This window comes from Acinetobacter kanungonis, from assembly GCF_009939195.1.
GTDB classification, from domain to species: domain Bacteria; phylum Pseudomonadota; class Gammaproteobacteria; order Pseudomonadales; family Moraxellaceae; genus Acinetobacter; species Acinetobacter kanungonis.
Genome location: NZ_JAACKC010000002.1, coordinates 47,757 through 68,363, shown reverse-complemented (window position 1 = coordinate 68,363; position 20,607 = coordinate 47,757). Strand labels below are relative to the sequence as shown.

Here is a 20,607-nt window from a genome sequence, read left to right as displayed (position 1 = left end):
GAGGGGAATTATTTTGGAATGTACGGGCTCCAAGGCTCCGCTTTAATGGTATCGGTCGTTTTATACACCACATCAAACTGACCATCGCCACGAATCTCGCCAATCATCACTGGCTTATGTAGATGGTGATTACTTTCATCCATTTTCAGGGTGTAGCCCGAGGGTGCAGCAAACGTTTGACCCGCCATGGCATCACGGACTTTATCGACTTCGGTTGTGCCCGCTTTTTCTACCGCCTGCTTCCACATGTTAATCCCAACATAGGTCGCTTCCATTGGGTCATTAGTCACCAATTTATCCGCATTTGGCAGTTTGTATTCCACCGCATACTGTTTCATCTTGTTCACGAATTCAGTATTTTTCGGATTTTTCACCGACATGAAGTAGTTCCATGCCGCCAAATGACCCACCAATGGCTTGGTGTCGATACCGCGGAGTTCTTCTTCACCCACCGAGAAGGCCATGACTGGAATATCCGACGCTTTAATGCCCTGATTGCCCAATTCACGGTAGAACGGCACATTCGAGTCACCATTAATGGTCGAAATCACCGCGGTTTTCTTGCCTGCGGCAAACTTTTTCACATTACCGACAATGGTTTGATAGTTGCTATGACCAAATGGGGTGTACTCTTCCATAATGTCCGCATCGGCAATGCCTTTCGACTTCAAAAACGCACGTAAAATTTTATTGGTGGTACGTGGATAAACATAATCAGTACCTAACAGCACAAAGCGCTCCGCCTTGCCACCCTCTTCACTCATTAGATATTCCACGGCTGGAATGGCTTGCTGATTCGGTGCAGCACCCGTATAGAAAATATTTTTCGATTGTTCTTGACCCTCATACTGCACAGGATAGAACAACAAACCATTGAGTTCTTCCACCACTGGCAAGACAGATTTACGTGAGACCGAGGTCCAACAGCCAAAAATCACGGCTACCTTATCTTGAGTGATCAACTGACGGGCTTTCTCAGCAAATAACGGCCAGTCTGAAGCAGGGTCAACCACCACAGGTTCTAATTTTTTCCCCAAGACCCCACCGTTGGCATTAATTTCATTAATCGCCATCAGTGCCGTGTCTTTCAGTGAAGTTTCAGAAATGGCCATGGTGCCTGACAGCGAATGTAAAATCCCTACTTTAATGGTATCGCCACTGGCCGCAGGTACTTTGGCTTCCGATGCTGCGGTTTCTGTTTTTTCTGCTGGTTTTGAACAGCCTGTTAATGCAATGCTCCCCGCCACTGCTGCTGCCAAAAGGGTTTTACTCAATAGTTTTTGTTGGAACATTTTAGTTCTCCAAGCATTTTGTGTTTTTTGGTTATGTCTGCCCAGAGTATTCAATTTTTATGCCAACTAATTAACCATATGTTTTTATTGTATTAATTTTAAAATTCATTCGTCTATTTCGACAATCTTGTATACATCATTGCCTCCTGATTTGTATTTTCACGACTCAGGATGGTGCATTTTTCATCCGCTCATTGCATTCTTCCCCACTGAAATTGCACATTTTTTTTACAATAGAAGATACTGCTATGCACTAAAAAAGCCACCCAAAGCAATTAGCTTGGATGGCTTGAAAAATGGAGCAGACTACAATTAAACCGCAATATCCGCCAGATTACCTTTTTGCTCTAACCAGTGTTTACGGTCTCCCGAACGCTTCTTCGCCAGCAACTTATCCAATAAAGTTGCGGTTAAATGGCTATCATCCAAATCCAGTTGCACCAGACGGCGGGTATTCGGATCCATCGTGGTTTCACGTAACTGGCTGGCATTCATCTCACCCAAACCTTTAAAGCGGGTGATTTGCGGACTCTTGGTTTTGGCTTTCTTCAGAATCGACTCCAGCTCATCCTCATCCAGTGCATAGTGCACGTCTTTGCCATCGTCAATACGGAACAGCGGAGGCATCGCCACATACAAATGCCCTTCTTCCACCAAGGTTGGAAAATGCTTCACAAACAACGCGCACAACAGCGTGGCAATATGCAAACCATCCGAATCGGCATCCGCCAAGATACAAATCTTGCCATAACGTAATTCGGACAAGTCATCACTGCCTGGGTCAACCCCAATCGCAATGGCGATGTCATGCACTTCTTGCGAAGCCAGCACCTCATCCGAAGACACTTCCCAAGTATTTAAGATCTTGCCTCGAATTGGCATGATGGCTTGGAAGTTTTTATCGCGTGCCTGCTTGGCTGAACCGCCCGCAGAATCCCCTTCCACAATAAACAGTTCCGAATCTTCACGGGTTTGACCGACACAGTCCGCCAACTTACCCGGTAGGGCTGGGCCCGACACAATCTTTTTACGTTCAACTTTTTTCGCTGCTTTGAGACGACGTCCCGCTTTGGAAATTGCCATTTCTGCCAGTTGCATCGCAATTTCAGAGTGCTGGTTCAGCCACAGGGCAAAAGCATCTTTGGCAATATTCTGCACGATGCCTACGGCTTCACGACTGGAAAGTCGCTCTTTGGTCTGTCCTGAAAATTGAGGTTCTTGGAATTTCAGCGACAAAATATAGTTCACGCCATCCCAAACATCTTCGGCAGATAGTTTCAGGTTACGTGGCAATAAATTACGCAGTTCGCAGAACTCACGTAAAGCATCGGTTACCCCTGAGCGCAAGCCATTCACATGTGTTCCGCCCTGCGCTGTTGGAATCAGGTTGACGTAGCTTTCCTGAATTTGTTCACCACCCTCCACATTCCAGCAAATCGCAAATTCGGCACTGGCACGCTCGGCATCCCCTGTCGCGACAAAGGCTGGTGCAGGCACAATTTCGCGCTCTTCCAGCTCGTCCATCAAATAGTCGACTAGACCATTTTCAAACTGCCATTCGATTTTCTCGTCATTGATTTCATCAACGTAGATAATCTGTAGACCTGCGGCTAAAACGGCTTTGGCTTTTAAATTATGTTTCAGTGCTTTTAAGGCAAATTTAGGCGAATCAAAATATTTGGCTTCAGGCCAAAAGCGTACCAATGTTCCTGTAGCACGTTTGGCCACTTTGCCTTCCAAGACCGACAAAGGCGCTACAGGTTCACCCTGTTCAAACGCCATTTGGTACAGGTTACCCTGACGTTGCACTTCAACCTCGACACGAGTCGATAAGGCATTCACCACCGAGATGCCGACACCATGCAAACCGCCTGAAAACTGGTAGTTATCGGTGCTAAATTTACCGCCTGCATGCAGCTTGGTCAGAATAATCTCAATCCCGCTTTGTCCATATTCAGGATGAATATCGACCGGCATACCCCGACCATTATCGGCAACCGCCAAGGAACCATCTTTATACACCGTCACCGTGATTTTATTGGCATGCCCCGCCAGTGCTTCGTCCACCGCATTATCAATCACTTCCTGCGCCAAATGGTTCGGACGAGAGGTATCGGTATACATCCCGGGACGACGACGGACTGGATCTAGACCAGATAAAACTTCAAGCGATTGAGCCGTATATTGAGACACGTTGTACGATTTCCTTATAATCTGCAAGACGATAAAAATTGTAAAATCATGGGTATTTTGGCAGCAAAATCATCCATCGCATGGTTGCCCTTTGCCTCGGTCATGACCAGTGCGCGAGGTTGCTGCGATGCATAAAACTGTTCAGCCTCACGATAATCTAAAACATCATCGCCTTGTTGTAACAATACCAACACTTTGTCTGCTTGCTGAACATTTGATACCGCAATTTGCTCTAAATAGTCCAATTGCGGCTCATCCAGTGTCCAAGTGGCATTCACGGCATAGGGAAGTTGCTGTTGCCCAAATAAATCCCGAAAAAGTTGCCATGGTCGCATAGCAGGGTTAATCAATACAGCAGGCACCGCATGTGTTGCGACCAGTTGTGTCGCATAAAAGCCGCCTAAACTGCTACCGAGCAACACCACATCCTCATGCTGACTCACCAAATCATGCAGCAGTTGCAAGGCCTGTGCAGGCGGCAAGTTTAAATCAGGCACATGCACCGTCCAGCCATCCTCTTGCGCGCAATAGTGCTGTAACTGTTGTGCTTTGATTGAATTTGGACTGCTTTGAAAGCCGTGGATATAAATAATATTCATATTTTTTGCTCACCTGCTGCAACCTTTTCCTTATTTTTCATCATACTGACGCAGGATTGTTTTAAATTCGTCGAAAGGCTCGAATTGTTAGACAAAAATAGCCCTTTTTCGCGATATTCATCGGTATTTTAAAATTATTCGAGCCGAACTCGATATGATGAAACTGAAAAAAGTTATACCTCTATCTTAAGCAAAATGAAAGCCTTGAGATGAGCCAAACAAAGCATCAAGGACAATAACAAATGCCGAGTTTAACACCGCTGCATGAAACGTATTGTAAATGGGATCGGACCCCACCCAGTCAAGCGGACTTACTGGAAGGTCTGGCTCAATTACTCAGTACGCCCCTGAACAATGTGGTTCAGGACTTTATGCGTACCATTCAGCGGGAAATCTTCTCCAGTATTTTTGGGGTGGATGAACAAGAATTTAAATATCTGCAAAACCTACCGCAAATCGTCAAATTTAACCGCCTAAGCATGAGTATTTTAGAAAACTACGGGCATTATCTTTTGGCACCTGGTTTGCGACAAATTATTGAAAAATATCCAAAGCTGCATGAAAAACCACTTACGCCCAGCCTGCATTTTTTAGTGGGTGCCGTGAATGGTGTGATCGGCGATTACTTACTGAAATATCATAATCCCATCGCCCTGCCGATGGTGCTGTATGATCACTATGGTGAAATTCAGCGCGGAGATTTATCGGGACGAGTGGTCATCTTTGTGCATGGTCTGTGTATGAATCACTTGGACTGGACCAATCGCAACAATGGCGGTTTTGGCGAAAAATTACTGGCACAGCGTGACCACAACACCATGCTGTACCTGAACTACAATTCTGGACGTCGTATTTCAGCCAATGGACGCAGCCTTGCCAATACCTTAGAAGACCTGATTCAGCGTAACCCGCGCATTACCAGTCTGGATATTATTGGGCATAGTATGGGCGGACTGGTCGCACGCAGTGCCTTATTCTATGGTAAGCAGAACATGCATCAATGGCTACACATGGTGGAAAATCTGGTCTGTCTGGGTTCACCACATCATGGTGCCGTCTTGGAACGCTTTGGCTTTGCCATTCAAGAAAAACTGGGACGCTTTCCAATTGTGAAATTGGCAGGACATCTGGTCAATATTCGCAGTAATGGCATTCTGGATTTACGCTATGGCAGCGTACGTGATGATGACTGGGAGCACAATGAAGCCCGCATCGGCTTCTTTGACGATAACCGCAAACCTGCGCCACTGCCTTCGCATATCAACACCTATCTGGTCGCAGGAACGCTAGAATTCGAGCACCGTAAAAACAAAACCTTGAAAGTCATTGGCGACTATCTGGTCAGTGTCAAAAGTGCTTTGGGCGAACATCCCAATCCTCGCTTTCAATTAAAACTGCCCGAATCGCATAAAGCCATTTTCTATGGTCTGAATCATCTGGAAATTCAATATCATTCCAGTGTGGCAGAACAGATTGTGCACTGGTTCTATCCTGAAAAAGCCCAACATCACCAACTGCATGCGCATGAGCATATGATTGGTCTGGATGATTATGAAGGCATCGCCCTGACCTGATGCCACATAAAAAAAGCCAACTCTCGTTGGCTTTTTTTATACAGATTAAAACGCTGTCGGTGTTATTTTTTCGCTTTTGCTGCGGTTGGATAACGGCGCACCAATTGCCACAAACTCACGACTGCCAAAACCACAAAAAACAGCAATGACCACACTGGCAAAGACTGACCAAGGAAAGTCCAGTCAATCACGGCACACTCGCCTGAACCCGTCAGCACTTGCGCCAACACGCTTTTCAGCGGCAAGGCATCAATCAAGTAGTTTAAGCCTGGACCACAGCTCGGTACCTGATCGGGTGGCAAATTCTGTAACCAGACATGACGCGCTGCAACCCCAGCCGACCATAAAATAGAGAGACTGCCCAACAAGGCATAAATTCGTTTGCCCACGGTTGAACTTGGATTATGAATCAGTGCCACTAAAGAAATAAAGCCCAATCCCATTAAACCCACACGCTGGAAGACACACAGCGGACATGGTGATAAACCTTGGACATGTTCGAGATACAGCGCAAACGCCATACCCACGATACTTGCGATGACTAAAAACCCGCTCACGAAGCGAAAACTCCATTGCATGGTCAAACCTCTTAATTTTTATCGATAATGTGCAAGATATTCATCAAAACTGACGGTGCTATCTTGTTCAAGTTGTTGTTGCTGTTGTAGCGATGTCTGTGCCAATTCATCAAAATACGCCTGTGTTTCAGGACTCAATTGATGCTGTTCATACACTGCCGCATGTTGTTGAGCCATCACGCTACCAAAATTCCACGTCCCGCCATGGGTCAAAGTATCTGCAATCACCTGTGCCGAAAGCGTATCATCCACTTCATCAATGCGTTGCTGCATCAATGCTAAAGCTTGTACATAAAGCTGTGTGGCATTGGCTTGATCGAGCAGTTCTGCAAAAGGTCGCATGGCATCCACATGTTTTTGACACCAGTCTTCAATCGCATAAGTCTGCCCCTCTGCCACAATATGCGCATTCGGTGCACGACCACGATTGACCACTTCCGCTTGGTTCTGTTCAATCTGCTCTTGTTCATCATCTAACAACGCTGGACTGTCTTGCAATAAACAATACAAGGCCAGCACTTCCAGAAAACCCGCACTGCTTTCATCAATCCCAATCGGGCTATACGGGTTCACGTCCACTGCGCGCAATTCAACATAGCCAACGCCACGCTTCGCCAAGGCTTCTGAAGGAGTTTCACCTGCTTGCGGCACTTGCTTTGGACGGACCAGACTGTAGTACTCATTTTCAATTTGCAGCACGTGGTCATTAATTTGGATCGGCTCACCTTGCGCATCATTTAACCCTAAACGGCTAAAATCTGCATACGGAGTTTTGACCGCTTTTTGTAAACCGTCTAAGTAACCTTGAATGTCGTTATAGTGAATTCCGAGTTGCTTCTGTGCCGAGTTCTGATAACCAAAACGTCCCATGCGTAAAGCGGTGGCATAGGGCAAATACAGCGTGCCTTTTAACAGTGGCAACAAATGATGCTCACGCCCCGTCATAAAGCATTTACACACCGATGGACTGGCACCCAGCAAGAACATCACCAGTGGGGTAAGACGGATAAAGTTACGAATCAGACCAAAATAACGATGACTGCGATAATCTTGCGCAGACAATTGGCGTAAATCTGCATCGCTTTCTTGTTGTTGTAAGGCCGCAAATAAACTATCTGGGAAAGATAAATTATAATGTACCCCTGAAATGGTCTGCATACGGCGACCATAGCGCACGCCTAAACCGCGACGATACAGGGTCTTGAAACGGCCAATATTGGAACTGCCATATTGCGCCAATCGAATGTTGTCTTCTTCACTGTCCAGCATGCACGGCATCGACAATGGCCAGAGCTTTTCTTCATGCTCTAAATGACGATGGACCACCGCATGAATGTCTTTTAAATAGGATAAAGCTTTACCAATGGTGTCTTGTGGAGGGGTAATGAACTCCATCAAGGCTTCTGAATAATCGGTGGTAATATGCGGATGGGTCAAAGCCGATCCCAAAGCTTGGGGATGATCTGCCTGCGATAAAAAACCATTGCTTTGCATACGCAAACTTTCACGTTCTATACCACGTAACATCCCTTGTAACAGCGAAGAATCCACCCAAGTCGGAAACACAGCTTGAGAGGTCGATTCGGGTTGACTCATTATCATCTCGCTTATTGGAAGAACTACTAAAATAAAATCATCAGTTTATATCAGTATACTGTGATTTGATGCCGCCACATGACACGCTGTCTATTTTTCCAACAGATTCGCAACATTTCAGGCCTCTGTGGAAAAGATTCAGTAAATCAGATAACTGGCATTAATAGGGGTGACATCGCTCATGTTCAACGGGTCGATGTAAAAAATTCTTAAAAAGTACACCCTATTGCGGCAATTTTTTATCACAAAGTTACTCTATAAGACACCAAAAAAATATGATTTTATTGAAGAATAACTGCTAAGGATCTGTAATAAAAATGAATTATCAGGATATTTTGAACTTTTGGTATGCGCCCGAAACCCAGCCGAACTGGTTTGCAAAAAGCAGTGAATTTGATCAAATGTTGGCAGAAAAATTTAGCCAGATCCATCAACAGGCAGCCTTGGGTGAACTCTGGGCATGGCGACAACAACCCGAAGGTCGTCTGGCTGAAGTGATTATTCTGGATCAATTCTCTCGCAATTTATACCGTGATCAAGCCGCTGCTTTTGCCCAAGATGCACTCGCATTGGGCTTGGCACAAGAAGCCATTTTGGGGCAACATCATTTACAACTCAGTCCCGAACAGCGCTATTTTTTGTACATGCCGTTTATGCACAGCGAATCGCAAAGGGTGCATGAATTTGGGTTAAGCTTATTTGAACAACTGGGGCATCCGATTGCCTTAGAATTTGAACGACAACATAAAGCCATTATTGACCAATTTGGACGCTATCCACACCGAAATCGTATTTTAGGACGCGCGTCCAGTGCTGAAGAACTAGAATTTTTAACCCAACCGAATAGCCATTTTTAAACGCAAATGTTGTGGCCGTTTCTCCCCTATTTCACCAGCAATCAGCGGAGTATGAACATGAAAACCAAGCTTATTGCCTTGACCCTTCTCACCCTTGCACTGGCGGGTTGTGCCTCTACCCCGTCTAAACCACGCACTTTTGATCAATTGGGGCGTTTTAATACCTACCCGATGAACACGCAAACCTATCGGATCAGTTTTGAAGCCGACCCAAATATGAACTATGGGATGGCGGAAGAAATTACCTTGGTCAAAGCCGCGCAAACCACGGTCAAAAATGGCTTCCGTTATTTTAAAGTGCTGGATGACCCGAGCAATCTCACCAATAAACCACCCCGTCAGGCAGTGGTCTATCGTTCACCGTCTTTTTACCCTTATGGTTATTATCCACGTGGTTACTATCGCCGCTATCCAGGCTATTGGCCTGATCCGTTTTACGATACGCCACAAGTGGTCAATATTGACCCTGTGCAAGTCTCCTATACCATTGAGTGTTATAAGGAAAAAGATAAAGCCCCAAGCGATGCCTTTGATGCCACGCTAATTTTGCAATCTTTAGGGCAAAAGTACGGACTCACTGCCACAGGTGAGGTGATTCAGCCTCAACCTGTGACACCCGCCAATTAATCGATAACAGATGACTTAGGATCTTGATATGCAGGTTGCGAGCACCAGTTCGGACAGTCTAAAACGCAGTAAACGCTTTGCGACCATCGCCTTGATCATGGCCGTACTGGCTTGGCTGGTCTTGATGGTGGCCGCCAAGTTTTTGCCCGAATATGCATGGTTAATTCATATCTTGATGTTGTCTGCCGAGGCTGGGGTGGTGGGTGGCTTGGCGGACTGGTACGCGATTACGGTCTTGTTCCGTAATCCCTTTGGCAAGATGCCCATCCCTAAATTTTTACGTGACCACACCGAAATTATTCCGCGCAACAAAGCGCGTATTGCCGAATCGATGGGGCGGTTTGTGCAGGAGAATTTTCTCTCGCCACAAGTGGTGGAGCGCAGTCTGAAAAATATCGACTTGAGTCTGGCGGTCGGTCAATGGTTGGCGAATCCACACAACAATACCCAAGTCACCCAAGTGATTCAGCAAACAGTTCCTAAAATCTTTGATTTTGTCGGGCAAGAGCAGATTGGTCGCTTTATTCAAAACAACAGTGTGCAATGGGTCCGCAATACCGATGTGAATATGCTGGCCAGCGAAATGCTGCGTGCCGTGATTGAAAATGACTTCCATCAGGATGTGCTGCAACGCGGTCTGGATGTGGTGCATGACTGGATGATCATGCATCCCGAACAAACCCGTGAACTGACGCAAAAGCTGTTTAAAGAGCTGGGCGTGTCCAAACTGGCCAAAGGGGCCAGCTGGATTGGCATTGATGTGCAACAGCGCACCATTGATTCCCTGATTGAGCGGGTGGAATCGATGCTGGCAAACCCAGAGCATCCGTGGCGACAACAGATTGAGGAAACCGCACAAGAACTGATGTATCAATTACAGGATCGTCATAGTATTGCCAGCCAACGCCTGAATCGCAGTAAAGATGCCCTGCTAGATAGCCCGCAAGTACTGAATTTTATTCGTGGTGCGGTGGTGATTTTATGTGATGCGATTAAAGCCGATCTGATGCAGGCCGATTCGGGCATTGCAGCCAACCTGCGCGTAGCGATTCAACAGGTCGGTGAGAACATCATCGCCAATCAAGCGGTACGCCAGTTATTGAATGATCGCATGAGTGGTTTGGCTGTGAATTTGAGTGATCAATACAGCGAGAAAGTGATTCGTTTTATTAGCGAGCGCATTCATGAATGGGACTCGCGCGAGATGATTGGCAAAATCGAAAATGAAGTCGGTGGCGACCTGCACATGATTCGCGTCAATGGGGTTGTGGTGGGCGCATTTATTGGTCTCGCCCTCGGCATTATCCGTGCTGTGGTGGATTATCTGCTTTAATTTATTCTGCAAGGTAGCTGTAGAAATCGCGTGAATGCTACTTGTACCTGCCTTGCAACATGCTAAATTAAATCAGTTTCCTCTCTGACAGGTTCGCGGTCATGCTCAAAATACATTCTAAACTCCCTGCACAAGGGGTCACGATTTTTAGCCAAATGACCGCCATGGCACAGCGCCTGAATGCCCTGAATCTTTCACAGGGCTTTCCCGACTTTGCGCCGCCACCAGCCTTGTTGGAAGCCTTAAGCCATGCAACTTTGCATGGTTCCAATCAATATGCTGCGGGAGATGGCTTACTTAGCTTGCGCCAGCAAGTGACTGCGCAATTTCTTCAGCGTGATGAGCTGCTGATTGATCCAATCCACGAAATCACCATCACCCCAGGTGCCACCATTGCCCTGTTTAGTGCCATTCAAGCCATCCTGCATGCGGGCGATGAAGTGATTGTGTTCGACCCGAGTTATGACAGCTATGCACCAAGTATTGCCTTGGTCGGTGCCCAAGCCATTCGTATTCCGCTAACTACGCCAGATTTTCAGGTGGACTGGAATACAGTGGCGGAAGCCATCAATGACAAAACCCGCATGATCATTGTCAATACCCCACATAATCCAACGGGTGCCATTTGGTCGAAGCAGGATTGGCAGCAATTGATTCAATTGATTCAGGCGCGGAATATTGTGGTGCTGTCGGATGAAGTCTATGAACACTTGGTTTACGATGGGCAACAGCATTATTCGGCCCTGTCTTTTCCAGAACTGCGTGAACGCAGTTTCGTGGTGGGTTCTTTTGGTAAAACCTTCCATGTCACAGGCTGGAAAACGGGCTATTGTATGGCAGCCCCTGAATTAATGCGGGTTTTCCGTCAGGTCTACCAATTTGCCAATTTCTGCGGAGTCACCCCTGTACAAGTGGCCTTAGCCGAATACATGCAACAGCATCCTGAACATGTACAGCAACTCGCTGAATTTTATCAGCGTAAGCGGGATATATTCACCGCTGGCCTCGCCACTTCCCGTTTCCAATTAACTCCGTCACAGGGCACCTATTTTCAGAATCTGGATTATCGTGCCATCCGTCCCAATCTGAACGATGTGGACATGTGCCACTTCCTTGCAGAACAGCATGGCATTGTCGCCATTCCAATTTCCGTGTTTTATCAGCACCCTCCTGAGAATTTACGCCTGATTCGTTTTTGCTTTGCCAAAACGGAACAGACCTTAGAACAGGCCATCGAGATTCTGAACCGCTGCTAGGCAATTTTTCTCGTGCTTGGAAACAGTGAAAATTCAACAGATCTCCTGCTTTTTTTCCTGCGGCTTGTGTTATGTTGCAAAGAGCACAATAAAAAATTATGGATGATACATCGCGAATATGGCTGCCGTCCCTCATGGTCCCTTGATCAATTCTGACAAGTTCTGGAAAGCATTTCTTTGGTTTCTGTTGCCGCTGATTGCCACCAATATTTTACAAAACCTGTCAGGCACCATTAATACGGTTTTTGTCGGGCAAATGCTTGGGGTTCAAGCGGTTGCTGCAGTCGCAGTCTATTTCCCCATCCTGTTTTGTCTCTTGGCTTTTATCATCGGTTTATCGGCAGGTTCAACCGTGCTGATTGGACAGGCATGGGGCGCACAAAATCTGGAAAAAGTTCGCAGTGTAGTCGGTTCCACCCTGTTTATGACCCTGATTGGCGGCAGTGTGATTGCCTTTTTGGGTGTGCTGTTTGCCAAACAGATTTTATTGTTGTTGGGGATTGACCCTGAAATCATGCATCTGTCTTTGCCCTATGTACAGTGGATGATGGCAGGTAGCCCGCTGTTGTTTGTCTATATTATTTATACCTCGATTTTACGCGGTGTGGGCGACAGTATTACGCCACTGATTGCCCTCGGCATGACCAGCATTATCGGTTTTGTCATCACCCCGATTTTAATTGCAGGGTATTTTGGTTTTCCAAAATTGGGCATCATCGCGCCTGCGATTGCCAGCATCATTGGCTATGCTGCGGTACTGCTGTTTTTAATGGTCTATCTCAATAAAAAGCATCACCCGTTACGCCCTGATGCCGAATTATTCAGACATATCCGACATCAACCTGAACTGAGTCGTATCATTCTGAGTTTGGGCATTCCGACAGGCATTCAGATGGTCACTACATCGGTAGCGGGCTTAGTGATCATCGGTCTGGTGAACCGTTATGGCTCGGAAGCGACCGCAGCCTATGGCGCGGTCAATCAGGTGCTGAACTACATTCAGTTTCCAGCTCTTTCCATTTCAATTGCCGCCTCGATTTTTGCGGCTCAAGCCATTGGTGCAGGCAAAGCCGATTTACTCACCAAAGTCACCCGCACGGCCTTGCGCATGAATATCATCATCACGGGTATCTTGGTGATTTTGGCTTATCTGTTCTCCAAATATTTAATGGCGCTATTTATTACCGACCCCGAAGTGGTGACACTAGGGCAACAACTGCTGTTTATTGTGTTATGGTCCATTTTATTTTTTGGTGCCAGCGCGATTTTTGCGTCGATTATGCGTGCCAGTGGTACCGTCAACATTCCCATGCTGATTAATATTGCGGCGATTGTGCTGATCGAAGTGCCGTGTGCCTATCTGTTTAGTCAGTGGTTTGGCTTAAAAGGCATCTGGTATGGTTATGCTTTGGCTTTTGTTAGCCTGTGCATCATGCAAGGACTGTATTATCAATTGGTCTGGAAAAAGAAAACGGTTAAAACCTTAATTTAATGGATGATGGATAGAAAAAACGTGCTGAACCTAAGCTCAGCACGTCGCTTGAATTATTTAAAACGCTTGCTCAATGACGTCGCCATCGCTGTCACTTTCTGATAGCCCGTCGGCAAAATACGCTGAATCAGATCCAAAGATTTCGCATCATTACCAATCAACACACGACGTTTGTCTTTTTGCACTGCATTCAGAATTTCACGTGCCGCTTCTTCTGGTGGAATACGCAATAACTTGTTGAAAGTCCGAGCTGATTTTTCAGGATTCATGCCCAAGCTGCGCAAACTGTCATTCATACGTGCATCATTGGCAATATTGGTACGGATCCCGCCTGGGTGGACACACAGCGCACTCACGCCACAATTTTCAATATCCAGTTCTTGGCGTAACGATTCGGTAAAACCTCGCACCGCAAATTTAGTCGCATTATAAGCCGACTGTGTCGGTTGAGCCGTTAAGCCAAACAAGCTGGAAATATTGATGATATGCCCATCACCTGTTTGCTTGATCAGTGGTAAGAATTCTTTGGTGCCATACACCACGCCCCAGAAATTAATCCCGACAATCCATTCCAGTTCGTCATAACTCGCCCCTTCAACGGTCGAGCCCAATGCCACCCCTGCATTGTTAAAAATCATATTCACTGAACCATGATCTTTAACGGTTTCTTCTGCCCATTCACGCATTGCATCACGGTCAGCCACATTGAGTTTTTTAGTCGTGACACGCACCTTACTGTCTTTCAGGAGTTCTACAGTTTTGGCCAAGCCTTGTTCATTAATATCGCTTAAAGAAAGATGGCAACCTTGTTTGGCTAACAGCAATGCCAGTTGTTGACCAATTCCTGAACCCGCGCCAGTGACGGCCGCTACTTTATTGTTAAATGTTTTCATTCTCTATCCTTATGGGTTGCATAGGCTTTGACACAATACCAGCAAAGTTATTTTTTGCACTATGCCTTTGACGCTTTCAATATAAATTTGACAATAAGCATTGTCAATAATTGCCTGACGAATCTCATCTCCACTTAAAGCATGGCTAAAATTTAGGTTTTTACCAGAATAGTTGTTAAACTAAAGTCAGTCTTTGCTACGTTTTGCCCTTATGACTTATTCCAATAGCAACACTGCGGAACACAATAACAACCCCACCAAAAGTAAAGAACGCCAGTTTAAAGGACTGTCCTTAGCTGAGCGTAAACAGGCACGTCGAGAAAAATTAATTGAAGCGGGCATCGAGGTCTACGGCACCCATGGATTCTTTTCGGTGACCGTCAAAGATATCTGTAATGAAGCCAAACTGACGGAGCGCTATTTCTATGAATCCTTTAAAAAAAGTGATCAACTGTTTCAAACCATCTTCCTCAAACTGATTGATGAACTGCAGCAGAATGTGATGCAGGCGATTATGCAAGCCTCCAGCAGCCATGAAAAAATGGTCGATGCAGGTTTAACCGCCTTACTGACCACCTTGAAAGATAACCCACGCATGGCGCGTATTATTTATATTGATGCCATGCTGGTACAAGAACTGCATAACCAAGCCACCATTCGAGAAACCATGCTGCGCTTTGACCGTATGATTCATGCCTTTGTCATGTTGATGATGCCGAATATTCCACATTCGGAACGTGAAATTTCATGGGTTTCTACAGGCTTAAATGGTTATGTCACACAGATTGCGATTCGTTGGGTCATGAGTGGATTTAAACAGTCTATGGAAGATGTATTGGCCTCATGCAGAGTGGTCTTTGTCACATTATTGGCATCATTTTCGGATAAAAAAAATTAAATTACAGCCATTTAATTTTACAAAAATTTGAAATTGGTTATGTGAGCTAGACTTAGACTATCTAAAATTGTTCATGTTTTCGACTAAAAATTGTCACAAAACTTTGCGAAAATCGGCATTCTCCCCTATTCTGCAATGATACTGTCATAATTAATCTTTGTAATAAGCCTGTCATAAATAAGAAACGGCCTACCGTTATCACCAATAGGATATTGCGTTGTGAAAGATGACTACATACTAATCGTCGATGACGAACTTCCGATTCGAGAGATGATTCACACCTCTTTGGATATGGCAGGCTTTCAATGCTTACAGGCAGAAGATGCAAAACAAGCGCATCAAATGATTGTGGATCAGCGCCCAGCCCTCATCCTGCTTGACTGGATGATGCCTGGTGGCGTCAGCGGTGTCGATCTATGCCGTCGCCTAAAACGCGATGAAAACTTATCAGAAATTCCAGTGATTATGCTGACTGCCCGCGGAGAAGAAGACCATAAAGTCCAAGGTCTCGATGCAGGTGCAGACGATTACATGACCAAACCTTTTTCCACCCGTGAATTGGTTTCTCGAATTAAAGCCGTACTGCGTCGCGCCAATGCGCTGAGTGGTGAAAAAACCATTGATGCCAATGGCTTACTGCTTGACCCTGTGAGCCAACGCGTAAGTTTTGGCAACAATATTTTAGATATGGGTCCAACAGAATACCGTTTATTGGCATTCTTCATGACCCATCCAGAACGTGCTTACACTCGTGCCCAGCTGCTTGACCAAGTTTGGGGTGGTAATGTGTATATCGAAGACCGTACTATTGACGTGCATATTCGTCGCCTGCGCAAGGTTTTAGAACCCTATGGTGCAGACCGTTTTGTGCAAACCGTGCGTGGTACAGGTTACCGCTTCTCTACTCGTGCAGATGTTGCTTTAGGTTAATTTTAGTTTTATGTATGAACCATACCCCGTCCCCGAACTGGCCCGTGAACATCAAAAATTCCGCTATAGCAGTTTGTGGACTTTTGCCAAACAAGATTTACGCTTACTGGCTTTTCTTTTACTGATTGCAAGCTTAGTCGGTTTTGGCATTGGGTATTTCTGGATCTGCATTTTTGCTGGTTTCTCGATTTTTTTTATTTTCCAATTACGTTCTTTGTATTTGGTCAATGAATGGATTTCCAATCGTCCCTATGATGTTCCGCCCAATTTGAATGGGATTTGGGGGGCTTTGCTGTTTAACGTCTATCGTGCACAGCGCCAAGAACGTATTGTGCAGGCCGAAATGGTCGGCTTGATTGATCGTGCCCAATCTTCCTTGGTGGCACTGGCGGAAGCCGTGGTGCTGATTGATGAATCGCACCAGATTGAATGGTGGAACCCTGCGGCAGAAAAACTACTGGGCATTCAGGCACTAGATCGTGGTCGCAACATCATGACCATCCTGCGCCAACCGAGTTTTATTGATTACTTCAAACAAAGTGATCAAATTCCTGATGGCATCAAAATGAAGTCCTCTGTATTTGAAGACCACTATGTGCAAATCAAAATGACCCGCTTCGGCGGTGAGAGCCGTCTGTTGGTGGCCTATGATGTGACCCGCATGCACAACTTGGAGCAAATGCGTAAAGACTTTGTGGATAATATTTCGCACGAATTACGCACGCCTTTGACGGTACTGAGTGGCTACATTGAAACCTTTACCGACCAAGAAGATTTAAATCCACGTTGGAAACGTGCTTTCGAGCAAATGCAGGCACAAACCAAACGCATGAATGCTTTGGTAAATGACTTGTTATTGCTGTCGCGTCTGGAAAACAACAAGCAAATTGCCAAAAACCAGATTATTGAAATGCCAAGCCTGATGAATCAGTTATTTGATGATGCTCAAGCCTACAATGTCGATTATGGTCATACTCTGAATCTGGATATCGACAGTCATTGTGACCTGATTGGTTCAGATACCGAGTTGGCGAGTGCGTTTAGCAACCTGATTACCAATGCGATTAAATACACCCCCAAAGGCGGTACCATTACCATGGGTTGGCATGATGATGGCGAACATGGTTATTTTACGGTTGAAGATACCGGTATCGGCATCGATCCGAAACATTTGCCACGTTTAACCGAGCGTTTCTATCGGGTGGATAGCGCACGGAGCCGTCAAACTGGCGGAACAGGGTTGGGACTGGCGATTGTGAAACACGTATTGATGCAGCACAACGCGCATTTAGAAATTGAATCAAAAGAAAATCAAGGCTCGATCTTTAAAGTGGTGTTCCCGAAAGAACGTCTTTATCACATGAGCTAAATCATTATTTTTTTAAATCTTATTCAAATTTTATGTTGAGATGGCTATCTCGCACAGCCACCTCAAGCATCTTCTTATACGGTATGACCGAGCGCCTGCCCCATCACCACAGTTGAATTGGCTTTAAATTGTTCATCCCACTGCATTTTGTTTTGTTCAAATAAAATAATTGCGGTTGAACCCAAATAGAAACGCCCCAGCTCTGCGCCTTTTTCAAGGAACAAATTGTGCTGGTTCAATTCTAAACGCCCTGTCGGCTTCACTTTACCTGTCGCCACCGTTTCAATGCCCGCCACAATCATCGCACCGACCAAAACCACCGCCATACGACCCAATTCAGTATCGAACAAGCACACCATACGTTCATTACGTGCGAACAAGCCTGGTATATTTTCAGCCGTAGTCTGGTTCACAGAGAACAGCTCACCAGGTACATACAGCGTTTCCGTCAACGTGCCTGCAAAAGGCATATGTACACGGTGATAGTCGCGCGGAGATAAATACACCGTCGCAAATTCACCATGTTTGAATGGCTCTGCCAACTGCGGGTCTGCAATCAGTTTTTCAACTGAGAAACTTTGCCCTTTGGCTTGAAACACTTCACCCGATTCAATGTGACCCAATTGCGAAATCGCGCCATCCGCGGGTGACACAATGCTGCTGGCATCGGTGTCAATTTCACGCACGCCATCTTGCAAAGCACGGGTAAAGAATTCATTGAATGACTTGTATTTCAAGGCATTTTTTTGCTCTGCAATGGACATATCAATGCCATATTGCGCTTTAAATGCAGAAATGACCGTATTTTTAATCAGCTGGTTTTCACTGGCCGCTATCTTACCCACCACACGGGAGAGCTGATGTTGCGGCACAACACGTTGTGCTTGAATAAAAAATTGTTTAGTTAAACGTGAGGTGAGGCTCAAGACGGTAACTCTCCAGTAACGATTGGACTATCGAGGCGGTTGCCCCATTCACTCCACGCACCATCATAAGCTCGAATATTCCAACCCAATACACGACCCAAAATATAAGCCAAACCTGAACGATGGTGTGACTGACAGTACACCACGACAGGTTCCTGTAAATTGAAACCTTGTTGTTCTAAGCGTTGTTGTGTGCGTTCTAAAGCATGCAATTTTAAATGATTTTCACGGTTAAGTGCAGTACTCCATTCAAAATGGCGTGCATTTGGAATGTGACCACCGCGTCGAGCAGCCAATCTTAAACCTGTATATTCATCTTCAGTTCGGCAATCCCACAGCTGAATTGCTTGTTGCTCGACCAAGGGCAACAGCTCTGCATATTGAATACGAACTTGATCTTGCGCAGCCAAATTGACCTGAACCAAGGGAGTAACAGGGGCAAATTGCGCCTGCTCAGAGGTGGTCGGCAAGCCTTGTGCCAGCCATGCGTGAATCCCGCCATTGAGCAGTGAGGTATTATAAAAACCCAGACAATGTAAATTCCAGATCAGGCGCCCTGCCCAAGCCCCACCTTCATCATCATAAACCACCACATGATGCTCTGGCGTAATATTCAAATACTGAATTAAGGCAGTCAAAGCTTCTGCATCAGGCAACAAGCCCGTGGCATTTTCTTCCTGACGCAGCAGTTGTGCAGGTTTAAGGGGGATGGCATGTGGAATATGCAGCTGTTCATAAACTGAACTGCGACTTAAATCCACAATTCGTAATTTTTCATTGCCTAAAAGCGGAAGTAACTCTTCCGCTTCGATTAATAAGCCCAAGTTTGGCGTAGATTGCGTCATCATTTTTACACGTTTTGTTCTGGCAACTGCTTGATGTTAGCATAAGCCTTTAGCGATAGAATGCCGATTTTCCTATAAAACTCAGCAGAAAATCTGCAATAGAATTGGATTAATGTGCAGCTTCAGTAATCTGAAAAACCTGACGCAAATAAGCCAAGAAAGTATCGTTATCGGTCATGGTCTTACCAGGGCTGTCCGAAATTTTCGCCACGGATTGACCATTACATTCCACCAGTTTTAACACGATATTTAGCGGGGTCTGCCCCATATCATTGGTTAAATTGGTGCCAATCCCGAAACTGACTTTAAAGCGGTCTTTAAAATATTGGTGTAAAGCCCATGCCTTGTGTAAATTCAATCCATCACTAAAGGTGAGCATTTTGGTTCGGCTATCAATTTTTAAAGTTTGGTAATGTGCATAAGCTTTATCGCCCCAGACAAAAGGATCACCACTGTCGTGTCTTAAACCATCAAAGAGTTTGGCAAAATACAAATCGAAATCACGCAGGAAAGCATCCATCCCCACCACATCGGTCAGAGCAATCCCCAAATCCCCTCGATATTCCTGCACCCAAGTTTCTAAGGCGGCTTTCTGGAAATCGCGTAAACGCACGTCTAACGCCTGAAAAGCTTGCAAGAATTCATGGGCCATGGTGCCAATCGGGGAAATTCCCAATTCTTTTGCCAACAGCACATTACTGGTACCACGGAACACATTCGGTACTGCTTGATGGAAGGCCTGAATCACCTGTCGTTGCCAAGCCAAGCTATAACGACGGCGGGTGCCGAAATCTGACACTAAAAATGGGGGATCTTCAGGACGTTGCTGTTGCTCACATTGCTGAATAAATTCAATCTTGGCAGTTAAGCGACGCTGACCTTCCTCCAAGACTTCAGGCGTACGAATACGCTGGAAATACAGCTCGTTCACAATCGCAAGCACAAAAATCTCAAACATCATCGCTTGTACCATGGGTCCTTCTACCCAAATGTCCAAACGGCCTTCGCTGTCTATGCCTGCATGAATAAAACGACGCTTGAGCTGGAACAGTTCCAGATAATCAACAAAGTCACTTTTAATAAAACGTAAGCTGCGCAGATATTGTAATTCGTCTTCTTTAAAGCGTAGCTGGCACAAATAATCTAACTGTTCATTCAAATCTTGCAGAATATCCACCAAGGGATACACCGTTTCATCCAAATTACGACAACGGAAATGGTAGACACTATGCGTTTGCGGAAACTTATGCAGCACCACTTGCAGCATGGTGAATTTATATAAGTCAGTATCGAGTAAGGATTGAATGATTGCAGACATAAAGGTTCAGTTTTTATCAACTTCTAGCATT

18 protein-coding genes are annotated in these 20,607 nt (G+C 45.5%); 9 read left to right on the top strand and 9 right to left on the bottom strand.

The window, feature by feature from the left end:
- Positions 1 to 8: 8 nt before the first annotated feature.
- The 3 genes from urtA to GWK51_RS04525 all read right to left on the bottom strand — a co-directional run bounded on the left by urtA (position 9) and on the right by GWK51_RS04525 (position 4,084).
- Entirely contained in the window at positions 9 to 1,292 is a 1,284-nt protein-coding gene (urtA, locus tag GWK51_RS04535) for an urea ABC transporter substrate-binding protein (protein ID WP_161932853.1), read from the bottom strand.
- A 312-nt stretch (positions 1,293 to 1,604) separates the two neighbouring features.
- Positions 1,605 to 3,485 carry a DNA topoisomerase IV subunit B gene (parE, locus tag GWK51_RS04530; protein WP_161932852.1) on the bottom strand — a complete coding sequence of 627 codons (1,881 nt, stop codon included), beginning with the start codon at positions 3,483 to 3,485 and terminating at the stop codon, positions 1,605 to 1,607.
- Between the two features lie 14 nt (positions 3,486 to 3,499).
- Positions 3,500 to 4,084: a YqiA/YcfP family alpha/beta fold hydrolase gene (locus GWK51_RS04525; RefSeq protein WP_161932851.1), complete on the bottom strand. Its 585-nt coding sequence runs from the start codon at positions 4,082 to 4,084 to the stop codon at positions 3,500 to 3,502.
- Between the two features lie 242 nt (positions 4,085 to 4,326).
- On the opposite strand from GWK51_RS04525, the gene GWK51_RS04520 reads away from it, so the two are divergent.
- Positions 4,327 to 5,658 (top strand): PGAP1-like alpha/beta domain-containing protein, encoded by a 1,332-nt coding sequence (locus GWK51_RS04520; RefSeq protein ID WP_161932850.1) that lies wholly within the window; start codon positions 4,327 to 4,329, stop codon positions 5,656 to 5,658.
- Positions 5,659 to 5,720: 62 nt separating this feature from the next.
- On the opposite strand, the gene GWK51_RS04515 is transcribed toward GWK51_RS04520, so the two are convergent.
- Entirely contained in the window at positions 5,721 to 6,236 is a 516-nt protein-coding gene (locus GWK51_RS04515) for a disulfide bond formation protein B (protein ID WP_161932849.1), read from the bottom strand.
- A gap of 18 nt (positions 6,237 to 6,254) precedes the next feature.
- Positions 6,255 to 7,832, bottom strand: coding sequence for a glutamate--cysteine ligase (gene gshA, locus GWK51_RS04510; RefSeq protein ID WP_161932848.1), 1,578 nt, complete (start codon positions 7,830 to 7,832; stop codon positions 6,255 to 6,257).
- A 317-nt stretch (positions 7,833 to 8,149) separates the two neighbouring features.
- Between gshA and GWK51_RS04505 the strand changes: the two genes are divergently transcribed.
- From GWK51_RS04505 to GWK51_RS04485, 5 genes are all read left to right on the top strand, one after another.
- Entirely contained in the window at positions 8,150 to 8,689 is a 540-nt protein-coding gene (locus GWK51_RS04505; RefSeq protein ID WP_161932847.1) for a DUF924 family protein, read from the top strand.
- A gap of 57 nt (positions 8,690 to 8,746) precedes the next feature.
- Complete coding sequence (locus tag GWK51_RS04500) at positions 8,747 to 9,316, top strand: CC0125/CC1285 family lipoprotein (RefSeq protein ID WP_161932846.1); 570 nt, start codon at positions 8,747 to 8,749, stop codon at positions 9,314 to 9,316.
- Between the two features lie 28 nt (positions 9,317 to 9,344).
- On the top strand, positions 9,345 to 10,649 hold the full coding sequence (locus GWK51_RS04495) for a DUF445 domain-containing protein (protein ID WP_161932845.1): 1,305 nt from the start codon (positions 9,345 to 9,347) through the stop codon (positions 10,647 to 10,649).
- Positions 10,650 to 10,750: 101 nt separating this feature from the next.
- Complete coding sequence (locus GWK51_RS04490) at positions 10,751 to 11,905, top strand: methionine aminotransferase (RefSeq protein ID WP_161932844.1); 1,155 nt, start codon at positions 10,751 to 10,753, stop codon at positions 11,903 to 11,905.
- Between the two features lie 118 nt (positions 11,906 to 12,023).
- Entirely contained in the window at positions 12,024 to 13,397 is a 1,374-nt protein-coding gene (locus tag GWK51_RS04485; protein WP_161932843.1) for an MATE family efflux transporter, read from the top strand.
- 53 nt (positions 13,398 to 13,450) lie between these two features.
- Here GWK51_RS04485 and GWK51_RS04480 read toward each other — a convergent pair whose 3' ends face one another.
- Positions 13,451 to 14,290, bottom strand: a complete 840-nt coding sequence (locus tag GWK51_RS04480; RefSeq protein ID WP_161932842.1) for an SDR family NAD(P)-dependent oxidoreductase — start codon at positions 14,288 to 14,290, stop codon at positions 13,451 to 13,453.
- 211 nt (positions 14,291 to 14,501) lie between these two features.
- On the opposite strand from GWK51_RS04480, the gene GWK51_RS04475 reads away from it, so the two are divergent.
- The 3 genes from GWK51_RS04475 (at position 14,502) to phoR (ending at position 17,487) form a co-directional block, all read left to right on the top strand.
- A complete protein-coding gene (locus GWK51_RS04475) occupies positions 14,502 to 15,188 on the top strand; it encodes a TetR/AcrR family transcriptional regulator (protein WP_142769920.1) in 687 nt (228 codons plus the stop codon).
- Positions 15,189 to 15,407: 219 nt separating this feature from the next.
- Entirely contained in the window at positions 15,408 to 16,118 is a 711-nt protein-coding gene (gene phoB, locus GWK51_RS04470) for a phosphate regulon transcriptional regulator PhoB (protein WP_100241132.1), read from the top strand.
- A 10-nt stretch (positions 16,119 to 16,128) separates the two neighbouring features.
- On the top strand, positions 16,129 to 17,487 hold the full coding sequence (gene phoR / locus GWK51_RS04465; RefSeq protein WP_142769919.1) for a phosphate regulon sensor histidine kinase PhoR: 1,359 nt from the start codon (positions 16,129 to 16,131) through the stop codon (positions 17,485 to 17,487).
- Between the two features lie 74 nt (positions 17,488 to 17,561).
- Here phoR and asd read toward each other — a convergent pair whose 3' ends face one another.
- The 3 genes from asd to pncB all read right to left on the bottom strand — a co-directional run bounded on the left by asd (position 17,562) and on the right by pncB (position 20,576).
- Positions 17,562 to 18,413 carry an archaetidylserine decarboxylase gene (asd, locus tag GWK51_RS04460; RefSeq protein ID WP_161932841.1) on the bottom strand — a complete coding sequence of 284 codons (852 nt, stop codon included), beginning with the start codon at positions 18,411 to 18,413 and terminating at the stop codon, positions 17,562 to 17,564.
- Entirely contained in the window at positions 18,410 to 19,258 is an 849-nt protein-coding gene (locus GWK51_RS04455) for a sulfurtransferase (protein WP_142770105.1), read from the bottom strand. Before GWK51_RS04455 ends, asd begins: the two co-directional genes overlap by 4 nt.
- A 109-nt stretch (positions 19,259 to 19,367) precedes the next feature.
- The gene (pncB, locus tag GWK51_RS04450; RefSeq protein ID WP_142769917.1) at positions 19,368 to 20,576 is read right to left on the bottom strand and encodes a nicotinate phosphoribosyltransferase; all 1,209 of its coding nucleotides are present in this window, start codon (positions 20,574 to 20,576) and stop codon (positions 19,368 to 19,370) included.
- Between the last annotated feature and the right edge of the window lie 31 nt (positions 20,577 to 20,607).

What these genes read in the sequence shown, in the direction of transcription:
- urtA (WP_161932853.1), bottom strand. Translation starts at nt 1,292, where the DNA reads ATGTTCCAACAAAAACTATTGAGTAAAACCCTTTTGGCAGCAGCAGTG.
- GWK51_RS04525 (WP_161932851.1), bottom strand. Translation starts at nt 4,084, where the DNA reads ATGAATATTATTTATATCCACGGCTTTCAAAGCAGTCCAAATTCAATC.
- GWK51_RS04520 (WP_161932850.1), top strand. Translation starts at nt 4,327, where the DNA reads ATGCCGAGTTTAACACCGCTGCATGAAACGTATTGTAAATGGGATCGG.
- GWK51_RS04515 (WP_161932849.1), bottom strand. Translation starts at nt 6,236, where the DNA reads ATGCAATGGAGTTTTCGCTTCGTGAGCGGGTTTTTAGTCATCGCAAGT.
- gshA (WP_161932848.1), bottom strand. Translation starts at nt 7,832, where the DNA reads ATGAGTCAACCCGAATCGACCTCTCAAGCTGTGTTTCCGACTTGGGTG.
- GWK51_RS04505 (WP_161932847.1), top strand. Translation starts at nt 8,150, where the DNA reads ATGAATTATCAGGATATTTTGAACTTTTGGTATGCGCCCGAAACCCAG.
- GWK51_RS04500 (WP_161932846.1), top strand. Translation starts at nt 8,747, where the DNA reads ATGAAAACCAAGCTTATTGCCTTGACCCTTCTCACCCTTGCACTGGCG.
- GWK51_RS04495 (WP_161932845.1), top strand. Translation starts at nt 9,345, where the DNA reads ATGCAGGTTGCGAGCACCAGTTCGGACAGTCTAAAACGCAGTAAACGC.
- GWK51_RS04490 (WP_161932844.1), top strand. Translation starts at nt 10,751, where the DNA reads ATGCTCAAAATACATTCTAAACTCCCTGCACAAGGGGTCACGATTTTT.
- GWK51_RS04485 (WP_161932843.1), top strand. Translation starts at nt 12,024, where the DNA reads ATGGCTGCCGTCCCTCATGGTCCCTTGATCAATTCTGACAAGTTCTGG.
- GWK51_RS04480 (WP_161932842.1), bottom strand. Translation starts at nt 14,290, where the DNA reads ATGAAAACATTTAACAATAAAGTAGCGGCCGTCACTGGCGCGGGTTCA.
- GWK51_RS04475 (WP_142769920.1), top strand. Translation starts at nt 14,502, where the DNA reads ATGACTTATTCCAATAGCAACACTGCGGAACACAATAACAACCCCACC.
- phoR (WP_142769919.1), top strand. Translation starts at nt 16,129, where the DNA reads ATGTATGAACCATACCCCGTCCCCGAACTGGCCCGTGAACATCAAAAA.
- GWK51_RS04455 (WP_142770105.1), bottom strand. Translation starts at nt 19,258, where the DNA reads ATGACGCAATCTACGCCAAACTTGGGCTTATTAATCGAAGCGGAAGAG.
- pncB (WP_142769917.1), bottom strand. Translation starts at nt 20,576, where the DNA reads ATGTCTGCAATCATTCAATCCTTACTCGATACTGACTTATATAAATTC.